Below are 12,709 nucleotides of genomic sequence, written 5' to 3' on the forward strand. Positions count from 1 at the left end.
GGAAGATGTAACGGGGCTAAAACCATCCACCGAAGCTGCGGATGTGTAGAGATACACGTGGTAGGGGAGCGTTCTGTAGGCTGATGAAGGCAGATTGAGAAGTTTGCTGGAGGTATCAGAAGTGCGAATGCTGACATGAGTAACGATAAAGGGGGTGAAAAACCCTCTCGCCGGAAGTCTGAGGATTCCTGCACGACGTTAATCGGAGCAGGGTGAGTCGGCTCCTAAGGTGAGGCTGAAGAGCGTAGCTGATGGGAACCAGGTTAATATTCCTGGACTTTCTATAAGTGGTGATGTGGGGACGAAGAAGGCTAGGTGAGCCGGGCGGTGGTTGTCCCGGTACTGGCATGTAGGCGGAGAGACCTGGCAAATCCGGTTTCTTGTTAACGCTGAGGTGCTGAGTGGTTCTGACCCTTCGGGGTGCAGAGAAGTCATTGATGCCCTGCTTCCAGGAAAAGCTGCTAGCCATAACTTATAGAGAACCGTACCGCAAACCGACACAGGTAGACAAGTAGAGAATACTAAGGCGCATGAGAGAACTCGGGTGAAGGAACTAGGCAAAATGGTACCGTAACTTCGGGAGAAGGTACGCCTTTTTTGGTGAGTTGCCTGCGCAATGAGCTGAAGAAGGCCGCAGAGACCAGGTGGCTGCGACTGTTTATTAAAAACACAGCACTCTGCCAATTCGAAAGAAGACGTATAGGGTGTGACGCCTGCCCGGTGCCGGAAGGTTAATTGATGGGGTTATCTTCGGAGAAGCTCTTGATCGAAGCCCCGGTAAACGGCGGCCGTAACTATAACGGTCCTAAGGTAGCGAAATTCCTTGTCGGGTAAGTTCCGACCTGCACGAATGGCGTAACGATGGCCACGCTGTCTCCACCCGAGACTCAGTGAAATTGAAATCGCTGTGAAGATGCAGTGTACCCGCGGCTAGACGGAAAGACCCCGTGAACCTTTACTACAGCTTTGCACTGGACTTTGATGATGACTGTGTAGGATAGGTGGGAGGCTAAGAAGTGCGGACGCTAGTTCGCATGGAGCCGACCTTGAAATACCACCCTGTTATTATTGAGGTTCTAACTTGGTCCAGTAATCCTGGATGAGGACAGTGTATGGTGGGTAGTTTGACTGGGGCGGTCTCCTCCCAAAGAGTAACGGAGGAGCACAAAGGTACCCTCGGTACGGTCGGACATCGTACCAAGAGTGTAAAGGCAAAAGGGTGCTTGACTGCGAGACTGACGGGTCGAGCAGGTACGAAAGTAGGTCTTAGTGATCCGGTGGTTCTGAATGGAAGGGCCATCGCTCAACGGATAAAAGGTACTCCGGGGATAACAGGCTGATACCGCCCAAGAGTTCATATCGACGGCGGTGTTTGGCACCTCGATGTCGGCTCATCACATCCTGGGGCTGAAGCAGGTCCCAAGGGTATGGCTGTTCGCCATTTAAAGTGGTACGCGAGCTGGGTTTAGAACGTCGTGAGACAGTTCGGTCCCTATCTGCCGTGGGCGTAGGAAAATTGAGAGGAGCTGCTCCTAGTACGAGAGGACCGGAGTGGACGAACCTCTGGTGTACCGGTTGTGACGCCAGTTGCATTGCCGGGTAGCTAAGTTCGGACGGGATAACCGCTGAAAGCATCTAAGCGGGAAGCCTCCCTCAAGATGAGTTTTCCCCTGAAGCCCGTTGAAGACGACGACGTTGATAGGCGAGGTGTGGAAGCACAGTAATGTGTGAAGCTAACTCGTACTAATTGGCTGATTGTCTTGACCATATAACCTGAATTGCTTTGGGTGTATGGCCAAACAATAAAAGACAGAAGAAAAGCTTGTGTTACCGAATATTATCTTTACCAACCTGACTGGTGATTAAACCAGCAGAATACCGTTTTTCCTGGCGACCATAGCGGTTTGGAACCACCTGACTCCATCTCGAACTCAGTAGTGAAACAGACCAGCGCCGATGATAGTGTGAGGTTTCCTCATGTGAAAGTAGGTCATCGCCAGGGCTTTTTACTAGCGGCCCTCGTGCCGCTTTTTTTTTTATCTTTCTTAGATAGAAAGCTTAGGTAGAAATATGGAGCTTGAACTTTGGATCGAGTTGATTGATTTAGCATAAGGAAGTACCCATGGAAACGTTTTATGTTGACCCTGATATTGAGAAAGCATCGACCCTCCCAACACATTTCTATACCTCTCCAGATTGGTTTGAACAATCAAAAGAAAAGATATTCGCTAAAACATGGCAATTCTGTTTAAGTACAGAAGCTTTGAAATTAAGTGGACAACTTGTTCCTTTTACCTTACTTCCAGGTTTACTGGATGAGCCTTTACTATTTGTTCGTGATGAACTAGAGACTTTACACTGTTTAAGTAATGTTTGCACACACCGAGGCAATATTCTGGTTGATGCCCCCTGTACAGCACAAAAAATAAGATGTACATATCATGGTCGCAGATTCAATCTCTGTGGTGAGTTGCAGCATATGCCTGAGTTTGAAAAAACGAAAGATTTCCCTACCTCGAAGGATAATCTTTCCCAAGTGCCTTTCGATTGTTTAGAGCCGTTTATTTTTGCATCTTTATCTCCTCGCATGTCTTTCCAGGAGGTATTTGCAGATATCAAGGAACGCCTTTTTTGGTTTCCTATGAAGGACATGCGCTTGGATGTCAATCGTTCGCGGGATTATCTGGTAAAAGCTCACTGGGCTTTATATTGCGAAAATTACTTGGAAGCTTTACATATCCCTTTTGTGCATCATTCATTAAGAAAAGTTATCGATTGCGGCACTTATACTACCGAGCGTTATCGCTATTGTAATTTACAGTTAGCTCTAGCCAATGATGGAGAAGAAAGCTTTGAACTGCCTAAAGATGCCATGGATTATGGAAAACGGGTGGCGGCTTATTATTACTGGATATTCCCAAACACCATGCTCAATTTCTATCCTTGGGGATGTTCAGTTAATGTGGTAAAACCACTTGCACCTGATTTAACCAAGGTTACATTTTTGCCTTACGTGCTTGACCCAACTAAATTGGGGAAAGGCGCTGGAGGTGAGCTTGATAAGGTCGAACGTGAAGATGAAGCTGTTGTAGAGTCTGTTCAAAAGGGGATCCGCTCCCGATTTTATGACACTGGTCGATTCTCACCAACAAAAGAACAGGGGACGCATCATTTCCAGCGCCTATTGTGTGAATTCCTTAATGATTAAGTAGTAATCATTTAATGAATCAAGGATGACTGGATATGAAGGAGGAGCCTCAAGAACGTTCATTACAGCGCAAGCTTAATGCACGCATGCTAAGTATGATCACCCTTGGGGGCTCGATAGGCACGGGTATCTTTTTAGGAAGTGGTAATGCACTATCTATAGCAGGTCCTGGTGGGACCATGCTTGCTTATTTTATTATGGGGCTTTTGGTTTATGCACTGATGAGTGGTCTAGGTGAAATGGCGGCATTTATGCCCACGTCTGGCTCTTTCTCGGTGTATGCTGCAAAGTTTGTCGATCCATCCTTAGGTTATGCCCTGGCATGGAACTATTGGTACAGTTGGGCCATCACGATCGCCTCCGAAATCGCAGCCTCCTCTTTAGTGATGCAGTTCTGGTTTCCTGGAAGTTCGCCACTGATTTGGTGTGCAGCATTTTTAATCTTTACTGTCGGCTTTAACGCTATATCGACTCGAGTTTTTGGTGAAGCTGAGTATTGGCTTTCATTTTTGAAAGTATCGGTAATCATTCTTTTCATTATTGCTGGCTCTGCCATGATTTTAGGAGCAACCAATTACCAGCCAGTAGGCTTTCAATACTGGACAATTGGAGATGCGCCCTTTCATGGTGGTTGGGTTGGTATCATCAGCGCCTTTATGGTCGCTGGTTTTTCATTTCAGGGAACAGAATTACTTGGTATTGCCGCCGGTGAAAGCCAGGATCCGAGTAAACATGTTGCGCAAGCAGTCAAATTGGTGTTTTGGCGAATCTTATTATTTTTTATTTTATCTCTCTTTGTCATTAGTCTTTTAATTCCTTATACCTCAACGCAATTGATGCACGCCGATGTAATCATGAGTCCTTTCACCCTCGTGTTTAAACAATATAACCAAGCTTCGGCAGCTACATTCATGAACATTGTGATCCTTATCGCTATCCTGTCAACAGCCAATTCTGGTCTTTATGTGGCAAGCAGAATGCTTTGGCATATGGCGAAAGAAAGGCATGCGCCGCGGATTTTTTCTAAAGTGAACAAACGAGGCGTACCGCTCTATGCTTTGGTGGCAACGAGCTGTGTAGCCATGTTGGCGTTTTTATCTTCCTTATTCGGCAATGGATTGGTTTATTTTTGGCTACTAAATGCAGGAAGTCTTTCAGGTTTCATAGCCTGGATGGGCATCGCTGTTAGCCACTATCGCTTTCGTAAGGCCTATGTTCACCAAGGAAAGGATCTCAGTAAACTCCCTTACGTGGCCAAAGGTTACCCTTATACTTCCCTATGTGCATTGGGACTATGTCTAATGATTATCGGTGGTCAGAACTATGCCGCTTTTATGAGTCAACATATTGATTGGTATGGTTTGCTTATCTCATATATAGGTTTGCCGCTTTTTCTGGTTGTGTGGCTTGGCCATAAGTGGATTCGGAAGACAAAAATGATTCATTTAGTAGAATGTGAGTTCGATCTTTGAGTATATGAAATTCTAGATGGAATATTTGTTTATCAGATGTAACATGAATTGTATTAGCTGCTCTATACTTTTCAATCTGTACTTATAGTAAAATGCCAAATTGTTGTTCTGCTAGATAACCCATGTTTTTTAAGCAGCCTAAAATCAAACGTATCACTATGCACTTGGAGTCCGTACTTGAGGAACTTTGCCGGGAACGGTGGACGCATTATCTTAATGTTGTGCCTTCAGCTGACTCTATTCGATATAATCATCATCTAGCAACAGATATCGATAAAGAAAAACTTTTTGCTACTCCAGGAATTTGGCGCTCGAAAGAACACTTCTCTTGGCGTATGGATGAACCATTCTCTAATGGACACCCCATTTGGGTAGAGATCAATGCCGCCGGGCAATATTGGTATTACAGTGGGCTTCTAAAACAAGCACGTTTTATTGTTGCTGAATTAAATAATCCATCTCCCGATTATCAGAAAATTATTAAAGCTGCCAAGGATATAAAAGGTCGCACCCTTACCGTTCCTAGTGTAATTAGTGCAGATCCTATAACCATTGGGGTGGGATTTATTATGGGCGGTAATTTATTAGTCAATTTTTTTAGGGGTCTCGTAGGACTTGTCCATGCCCCAATGATGTTGCTTGTTGGTGCATTTTGTTCTATCACTTACTGGTGTTCTTTTTCTGAATACTGCGGTAGTCCTGCCTTCTTTTTCGACACATTACAATATTTTTGTGACTCTTTATGGCAGGTCTTAAGCTCTGTGGTTTTCCCGTTAGCTATGCTTTATTCAAAATACATGACTGATTCTTACAATGTATTTACCAAAGGCGATGTCCAACGAGTCGTTGACGGTATTACTTCTTTAGCCGAAGTTTATTTAGAAGATAAAGAGGCAGATCAATCCCACGTTGACGTTATTTTGATGGAATTAAAGGGATAATCATTTCTGTAGTCTCTATATTCACCGTGAATTCATTGGTTGGTATATTTTATTGAAATAAGGAAGCTTTGATTCCACTGGGAAGAATTTTTTAAGGCATTCCAAGGACTTAAAATTAGATATTCCATAAGGAGCGTATTTTTGCTTTTGTTTTTGCCAAGTCATGTTTTCGCCCGAATAGTCAATTTCATACCATTCACGTCCTATGATATGGGAGGTATTGTTATCAAAAGCAGAGAGATTTTTAAATTTATAAAATTTAACTTGTTCCATTAAATAATCTGCCATTTTTTCAGCTTCATTCTTATTTAAACCCCTCCTATAAGTTGCAATGAGTAATTCGGTTGTGGTTTTGGGCATTAGGATTTGTAATTGAGACAAGTACAAAAAATTAAAATGCACGGTTTGTAAATAATGTTCTAATGATTGCGCTTCCGATTCCTGTAATTTCATTTTATGAGTCTTTTGAGCCACTCTAGTTTGTAAAATAGGACATAATCTTTGCCATTCGTTTGGTAAGTTACATTCCCTGGCCATGATTGGTTCTGCAATGAAACAAGCTATAGCTATCATAGTAGTGATGTGTAATCTCATTTTCATCCTAATCAACCGTTCCCAAATATCTCAAATGGCAATGATAACGTTTCAACTAGGGATTATAAATCTGTGACTATAATAACAAAAAATAGTATATTGAAATTTCGTTATTTTGACTTTAAGAAAATCATTCGATCGCTGATCAAGCGCGTCAATTTAAAGCCTTGTTATCTTTTGATTCCAGGGCCCTGGCTTAAAGAAATTAATTCATCATCCCTCGTTATTGCAGCCGAAGAAGATATCATTACTTTACCGACAGAAAGCGAGGAACTGGCTAAGATGCTGCCCGATGCCACGTTCACGTTGATTCCCGGCGCTCATTCAAGTCCAATAGAACAATCACAGAAGATCAATCAATTGATATTGCAGTTTTGCTCATAAATTCTAAGATAGTCCATTGCTTGCCATCCCGATAGAGAACGTCCCTAGATCTTGTTATAAATATTTATTTTTAAGTCTCACATAATGTTGCGCAGAATATTCTAAGTGAGCTAACTCTTCCTCAGTTAGTGGTCTGATTGCACGCGCTGGATTGCCAAGATATAGATAACCGCTCTGCAGATGTTTTCCTGGAGGGATTAAGCTGCCTGCGGCTATCATAACGTGATGTTCAACGTAAACTTTATCCAAAACAACTGTATTGATACCAATCAAACAGTAATCTTCTATATGACAAGCATGCAAAATCGCCCTATGACCAACGGTTATTCCTTTTCCAAGAATAAGCGGCTCACCGCCTGGTGTATAAGGACCATCATGGGTCACATGCAAGATGGCTCCATCCTGAATATTGCAGGCTTCGCCTATCGAGATCGCATTTACATCACCTCGAATCACGGCTGTGGGCCAAACAGACACGTCTTGTCCTAGTTTGACATCTCCGATGACAGTTGCTTGTGGATCAATATAAACACGTTCACCAATGGTGGGGTGTTTATCCTCAAATGTGCGTATGTTATGCATAGTTATACCATGGTTACAAATTCTTCAGCACTGGTCGGATGAATGGCAACTGTGTTATCAAAATCACGCTTACAGGCGCCCATTTTAACAGCAACACCAAAACCCTGTAGCATTTCATCGGCACCATAACCAATCACATGCAGGCCAATGATTTTTTCGTCTTTGCCTACCGTTACGAGTTTCATTGCTGTTGGTGTTTTCTCTTCACTAAGTGCATCAAACATTGGATTAAATCGTGTTCGGTATACTTTAATTTCATTTTCACCAAATTTAGCAATCGCTTCTTCTTCGCTTAAACCGACAGATCCTATGGGTGGATGACTAAAAATGACAGAGCAAATGTTCTCATAATTCAAATGAGCATCTGCTTGCCCGCCAAAAAGACGATCAGAAAGCCTGCGCCCAGCGGCTATTGCAACTGGAGTTAGTGCTGGTGCATCGGTGACGTCACCAATGGCGTAAATGCCTGGAATGGAGGTGTTTTGATACTTATCAACTGTTATCAACCCTCTTTTGCTCTTCGCCACTCCGATAGCGTCCAAATTTAAATCAAAGGTGCGCGGAGATCGTCCTACAGCTGCAATCACCGTATCGAAATCAGAAAGAATGGAACCGTCTTTACATTTAATCGTTTTACGATTGTCTTGCTGTAAGATAATGCTATGGGCTTGGTGATTGAGATGAGCTTTAATTCCTTGTTGTTGCATGATTTCTAGAAGGGTATCACCTAACATGGAGTCGAAGCGAGTCAAGGGACGAGCACCACGAATAAGAAGATGTGTTTCGGCTCCCAAGTTATGCAATACACCTGCTAATTCAACGCCAATATACCCACTGCCAATGATTGCGATCCTATTGGGTCTTGCAGCGAGAGAGAAAAAGCCATCAGAGTCGATAACATATTCGATACCTAACAGATCATTTGGAAGCAGTGGCTCGCTTCCAGTCGCGATAATGATATGATCCGCCTGGTAATGCGTTCCACCAACATCAACCGTTTTAGCATCCACAAAAATGCCTGTACCATGTAGATAGGTCATCTTGTATTCATCAAAACGCTTCGCATAGATTTCACGTAATCTTTCAATATAGGTGTTACGACGGCCAACCAGCACAGGCCAATCCAATGCAATATCTACTGGGCGAAAACCATAGTCAGGAGACTTAGCCAATATTTCAGCAACCGCAGAGGCATTAAACATCACTTTTTTGGGGACACAACCAAGATTTACACAAGTGCCTCCTAAATGTTTTTCTTCAATAACGGCGACATTAGCCCCATGACGAGCAGCACGCACCGCGCTGGCAATGCCACCACTACCACCGCCTAAAACGAGCAAGTCAAATTTCATCGTTTCAATCCCAAATTAAACTTTATTGACTGTACCATTGAAAATGGTATTGGAGTAATACTTTAGATCGACAATAGCTGAAATAGTTGGGGCCTTTCATTATACTTAGATATAGAACTAGATCCCGTATAAATGCTACGCATTTTACGGGATAACGTTCGTTTAGCGACACAAAAGGCATTTTATGCCTTTCATGTCGAACTCACGTTACTTAACTTTATATCAAAGAATTTATTTATATCATGAAGGGATTGCTGCTCGTTACCCTATGGTCTCTCTTTATTACTGCTTGTGATAACTGGAAGGGGCGCCATTATCAAGGCTATGTTGAAGGAGAAAACGTTTATCTAGCATCCCCTAATTCGGGGGATTTGACGCAATTGTTTGTACATCGCGGCGAGCAAGTAAAAAAAGGACAAGCGTTATTTCAACTTGATCCGAATCCCCAAGTACTCATTGTTAGACAAGATGAAGCAAGATTGCTGGAGGCTCAAAAATTACTGAATGATTTAGAAAAGCCGCGTCGTAACCCTGAGATTGCGGCAATTAAGGCACAAATAGAACAAACGGATGCCAGGTTGAAGCTCGCACAGATTAGAGTTCATCGCATGCAAGAACTTTATAACAAACAAGCGATAGACAAGGATTCACTCGATGCCGCAATAGCAAATTACAAAGAACAACAACATCTTAAAGCGCAATACGAATCAAATCTAGAGTTAGCAAGACTTGGAAGCCGTGATGAGCAAATCAAAGCGCAACAAGCTGAAGTAATTTCACTTGCTGCTAAAGTGAATGAGTCGAAATGGCAACTGGCACAAAAGAAAATTTATGCCCCTGCAGATGGCTACATTTATGATACGTATTATCGTGTCGGTGAATTCGTCGGATCACAGCAACCCGTTTTATCTTTATTGCCACCAGAGAATATAAGGATCGAGTTCTTTGTGCCCGTTGATGTTTTGCCCCAATTGCATCGAGGCCAAAAAATCCAGTTTGATTGCTATGGTTGTTCTTATTCTGGCACCGCCATCATTACCTATATTTCTCCTGAAGCAGAATATGTTCCGCCCCTCGTTTATAGCCGAGAAAATGATGATAAATTGGTTTTCAGGATAAAGGCGCGAATCGAACAACCTGATAAATTTAAACCTGGCCAACCTGTAACGGTAATTTTGCCATGAGTCATGCTGTAATTGACGTTCACAACTTACGTAAGTCCTTTGACGGCAAGGTCGCCGTTAATGATATTGCCTTGTGTGTTAAGAAAGGAGAGGTCTTTGGTTTTTTAGGTCCGAATGGTAGTGGCAAGACGACTACTATTCGCATGTTATGTGGGCTTTTGACTCCAGATGCAGGTGAGGGCACCTGCTTGGGGTACAACATTCTTACGGAATCAGAAAAAATAAAGCTGCACGTGGGTTATATGACACAAAAGTTTAGTTTCTACACGGACTTGAGCATTGAGGAAAACCTAAACTTTATTGCTCGGGTTTATAACGTTGATAACAGAAAAGCACGTGTGCACAGTGCATTGGAAGATTTGGGTTTGGTTCATCGACGAAGGCAACTGACAGGACAACTTTCTGGTGGTTGGAAACAGCGTGTTGCGCTGGCGGCCTGTTTATTACATCAGCCAGACCTATTACTCTTAGATGAACCAACTGCGGGTGTGGACCCGATTGCTCGACGGGAGTTTTGGGATAAGATTCATGGATTAAGTGAACAGGGAATCACAACGTTGGTTTCTACTCATTATATGGATGAGGCAGAGCGTTGTACCAATTTAGCCTATCTTGCCTATGGGGATCTGTTGGTTTCTGGGTCTATTAAAGATGTCATTGCCAAAACAAACTTATACACCTGGGAAATTACAGGTGATGTGACCACCACTTTATTACAACAAATAAAGGAATTAAAAGGAGTCACTCAGGCTGCACTGTTCGGGAATAAGATTCATATTTCAGGCTATGATCAACGCTTGGTAGAGTCAGAGTTAAAGGTATTAGTCAAAAATAAATCTCTCATTTGCCAAGCAATAGAACCTACCTTAGAAGACGCTTTTATTAGTCTTGTAAAGAAATCGGAGGGGGAAATCGGTTGAAAATTTTCTCCTTTCCACGATTGAATGCTGTCATTGCCAAAGAATTTATTCAAATGCGTCGAGATAAAGCTACGTTTGCAATGATAATCGGTATTCCTCTTATTCAATTGATCTTATTTGGTTTTGCTATTAACACGAATCCACGACATTTGCCGACAGCAATCATTAACTCGGATCATAGCTCGTTTAGTCGTCGGATCTTAAGTGCTATGGAGAATTCCACGTATTTTCACTTCCTAGAACCGACAACAACCGAAGCGCAGGCAAGGGATTTACTCAAGAGAGGCAAAGTGCAATTTGTAGTAAGCTTTCCGATCAACTTTTCTCGTGATCTAGTTAAAGGGTTAAAGCCCACCTTGCTCCTGGAGGCAGATGCTACTGATCCAGCTGCTACCAGCCGAGCGCTTTCTGTGTTCCAGGAGCTTGCTTCTTCTGTGCTCAAGGAGGAATTAGTAGGCCCTCTAAAAAATTTGTCTGGGAGTGCCACTCCCTATCGGCCTATCATTCATGCTATTTATAACCCGCTTGCAATAACGTCCTACAACATCGTGCCTGGTTTACTAGGGGTAGTCTTAACCATGACGATGGTGATTATTACGGCCTTGGTTCTCACCCGGGAATTTGAAAGAGGCACGATGGAAAATTTATTGGCGACGCCAGTAAAGCCTCTGGAGGTGATGTTAGGCAAAATTATCCCCTATATCATTGTAGGTTATACCCAAGTAACCTTAATTTTATTGATGGCAAAATTTGTCTTTGGGGTGCCGATGCAGGGTAGTATTTTCCTCTTATTTACTCTTTGCTTACCCTTCATTGCCGCCAATTTATCTGTAGGTTTGACCTTTTCAACACTTGCCACAAATCAATTGCAGGCTGTGCAAGGCGCATTCTTTTTCTTCTTACCTTCTATTTTATTATCTGGTTTTATGTTTCCTTTCCGTGGAATGCCAGATTGGGCGCAATGGATAGGGAATGTTCTCCCTTTGACGCATTTCCTGATAATTGTTCGTGGTATTTTGCTCAAAGGAAATGGCCTGCTTGATGTTTGGCGAGAAGTGATCCCAATTATTATGTTTACACTGGTCGTTATGGTGATCGGTTTTAAACGTTATCGTCAAACATTAGATTAGATTTCTACTATCTTGGCTCAGCTAGCGAAATGTCAACAGACCTAGAATAAAAACTGAGAGACTGTTTTTTCCACCCGCTGATCCAATAAAACACTAACGTGATCGGCATCTGGAAGCATTGCTAAATAACCATGAGGATATTGCTCACAGAACAATCTTGATTCCGATGGCATAATGGACTCATCGTTTTCCCCATGAATGCACAAAACGGGGGTCTGTGAGCGACTAATAAAATGATGAAAATCAAGATTTCTTATATCAGCGGCTGCATTTTGTTGAAATAAATCACGTAAAAATAGGAAGCCTTGGCGACTTAATCGTAGTTTCCTTGCTAATTTGCCCACAGGGGTACGCATGCGAGTGGGAGATGCTATCAAAACCACACGCTCCGGTTCTGTATCAATTCGCCATTGAGGAAATTGATTGGCAAGATTCAAGGTATTTAGAAGCATGGATCCACCAAAAGAGTGACCAATGACTGCATAAAAAGGTCCTAATTTGTTGATTACTTGATTAAGCAGCAAAACTGCGTCTGTCCAGGTTAGCTGCACCCCTTTGGCTTCTCCGTGTGCTGGGAAATCCAGAGCATAAACGTCAAAGCGCTGTCTAAGAGCATTGATCAAACGCATCATATAAGCTGCTCGTGACATCCAACCGTGAGTTATTAACACTTTTTTAGACTCTTGCTGTCTTAGTGATGCAAAATGATGAATAACATGATGTCGTGGCGTATCACAATGAGTGACTTCAGTACGCGCTTCTAAGAAAAACTGACAGGCCTGACGGGCAAAATCACGGTATTCTTTCTCGATAGGTAGATGAATGGGGGTAATAAATAGCTGATAACATAATTGCGCGTGCACCAAGTCTTTAAATAGTGTCAAACTGTCTGCAACCATAGCTTTTACCCCTATTTGTTGCCATTAAGAAACATAGCTTTGT

The 12,709-nt window shown here is 42.7% G+C and carries 11 protein-coding genes and 2 rRNA genes (1 of these 13 running past the window's edge); 9 read left to right on the forward strand and 4 right to left on the reverse strand.

Annotated features, from left to right (window positions below; all coding sequences use genetic code 11):
* From CKV79_RS01795 to CKV79_RS01815, 5 genes are all read left to right on the forward strand, one after another.
* Positions 1 to 1,768, forward strand: a 23S ribosomal RNA gene (locus CKV79_RS01795) (it extends 1,125 nt beyond the left edge of the window).
* 118 nt (positions 1,769 to 1,886) lie between these two features.
* Positions 1,887 to 2,002, forward strand: a 5S ribosomal RNA gene (rrf, locus tag CKV79_RS01800).
* Between the two features lie 120 nt (positions 2,003 to 2,122).
* Positions 2,123 to 3,208, forward strand: a complete 1,086-nt coding sequence (locus CKV79_RS01805) for an SRPBCC family protein (protein WP_028374121.1) — start codon at positions 2,123 to 2,125, stop codon at positions 3,206 to 3,208.
* Positions 3,209 to 3,243: 35 nt separating this feature from the next.
* A complete protein-coding gene (locus CKV79_RS01810) occupies positions 3,244 to 4,680 on the forward strand; it encodes an amino acid permease (RefSeq protein WP_028374122.1) in 1,437 nt (478 codons plus the stop codon).
* A 122-nt stretch (positions 4,681 to 4,802) separates the two neighbouring features.
* Positions 4,803 to 5,621, forward strand: a complete 819-nt coding sequence (locus CKV79_RS01815) for a hypothetical protein (RefSeq protein ID WP_028374123.1) — start codon at positions 4,803 to 4,805, stop codon at positions 5,619 to 5,621.
* 21 nt (positions 5,622 to 5,642) lie between these two features.
* On the opposite strand, the gene CKV79_RS01820 is transcribed toward CKV79_RS01815, so the two are convergent.
* A complete protein-coding gene (locus CKV79_RS01820) occupies positions 5,643 to 6,215 on the reverse strand; it encodes a profilin (RefSeq protein WP_058387154.1) in 573 nt (190 codons plus the stop codon).
* A 72-nt stretch (positions 6,216 to 6,287) separates the two neighbouring features.
* Between CKV79_RS01820 and CKV79_RS01825 the strand changes: the two genes are divergently transcribed.
* Positions 6,288 to 6,599 carry an alpha/beta fold hydrolase gene (locus CKV79_RS01825; RefSeq protein WP_028374125.1) on the forward strand — a complete coding sequence of 104 codons (312 nt, stop codon included), beginning with the start codon at positions 6,288 to 6,290 and terminating at the stop codon, positions 6,597 to 6,599.
* 54 nt (positions 6,600 to 6,653) lie between these two features.
* On the opposite strand, the gene CKV79_RS01830 is transcribed toward CKV79_RS01825, so the two are convergent.
* Together CKV79_RS01830 and gorA are read right to left on the reverse strand one after the other, a co-directional pair.
* Entirely contained in the window at positions 6,654 to 7,181 is a 528-nt protein-coding gene (locus CKV79_RS01830; protein WP_028374126.1) for a gamma carbonic anhydrase family protein, read from the reverse strand.
* A gap of 2 nt (positions 7,182 to 7,183) precedes the next feature.
* Positions 7,184 to 8,542, reverse strand: coding sequence for a glutathione-disulfide reductase (gene gorA, locus CKV79_RS01835; protein WP_028374127.1), 1,359 nt, complete (start codon positions 8,540 to 8,542; stop codon positions 7,184 to 7,186).
* Positions 8,543 to 8,775: 233 nt separating this feature from the next.
* Between gorA and CKV79_RS01840 the strand changes: the two genes are divergently transcribed.
* The 3 genes from CKV79_RS01840 to CKV79_RS01850 are packed head-to-tail and all read left to right on the forward strand — an operon-like array spanning position 8,776 to position 11,767.
* Entirely contained in the window at positions 8,776 to 9,717 is a 942-nt protein-coding gene (locus tag CKV79_RS01840; protein WP_081778122.1) for an HlyD family secretion protein, read from the forward strand.
* Complete coding sequence (locus CKV79_RS01845; protein WP_028374129.1) at positions 9,714 to 10,637, forward strand: ABC transporter ATP-binding protein; 924 nt, start codon at positions 9,714 to 9,716, stop codon at positions 10,635 to 10,637. The genes CKV79_RS01840 and CKV79_RS01845 overlap by 4 nt, the downstream gene beginning before the upstream one ends.
* Positions 10,634 to 11,767, forward strand: coding sequence for an ABC transporter permease (locus CKV79_RS01850; RefSeq protein WP_035916114.1), 1,134 nt, complete (start codon positions 10,634 to 10,636; stop codon positions 11,765 to 11,767). Before CKV79_RS01845 ends, CKV79_RS01850 begins: the two co-directional genes overlap by 4 nt.
* Positions 11,768 to 11,808: 41 nt before the next feature.
* Here the strand turns inward: CKV79_RS01850 and CKV79_RS01855 are convergent, their stop codons facing one another.
* Complete coding sequence (locus CKV79_RS01855; RefSeq protein ID WP_028374131.1) at positions 11,809 to 12,666, reverse strand: alpha/beta fold hydrolase; 858 nt, start codon at positions 12,664 to 12,666, stop codon at positions 11,809 to 11,811.
* Positions 12,667 to 12,709 lie beyond the last annotated feature (43 nt).

The sequence above is a fragment of the Legionella lansingensis genome (assembly GCF_900187355.1).
Lineage (GTDB): Bacteria > Pseudomonadota > Gammaproteobacteria > Legionellales > Legionellaceae > Tatlockia > Tatlockia lansingensis.

Excerpts from the sequence above, each read along its gene's own strand:
- CKV79_RS01805 (WP_028374121.1), top strand. The coding sequence starts at position 2,123 with ATGGAAACGTTTTATGTTGACCCTGATATTGAGAAAGCATCGACCCTC.
- CKV79_RS01810 (WP_028374122.1), top strand. The coding sequence starts at position 3,244 with ATGAAGGAGGAGCCTCAAGAACGTTCATTACAGCGCAAGCTTAATGCA.
- CKV79_RS01815 (WP_028374123.1), top strand. The coding sequence starts at position 4,803 with ATGTTTTTTAAGCAGCCTAAAATCAAACGTATCACTATGCACTTGGAG.
- CKV79_RS01820 (WP_058387154.1), bottom strand. The coding sequence starts at position 6,215 with ATGAGATTACACATCACTACTATGATAGCTATAGCTTGTTTCATTGCA.
- CKV79_RS01830 (WP_028374126.1), bottom strand. The coding sequence starts at position 7,181 with ATGCATAACATACGCACATTTGAGGATAAACACCCCACCATTGGTGAA.
- CKV79_RS01840 (WP_081778122.1), top strand. The coding sequence starts at position 8,776 with ATGAAGGGATTGCTGCTCGTTACCCTATGGTCTCTCTTTATTACTGCT.
- CKV79_RS01845 (WP_028374129.1), top strand. The coding sequence starts at position 9,714 with ATGAGTCATGCTGTAATTGACGTTCACAACTTACGTAAGTCCTTTGAC.
- CKV79_RS01855 (WP_028374131.1), bottom strand. The coding sequence starts at position 12,666 with ATGGTTGCAGACAGTTTGACACTATTTAAAGACTTGGTGCACGCGCAA.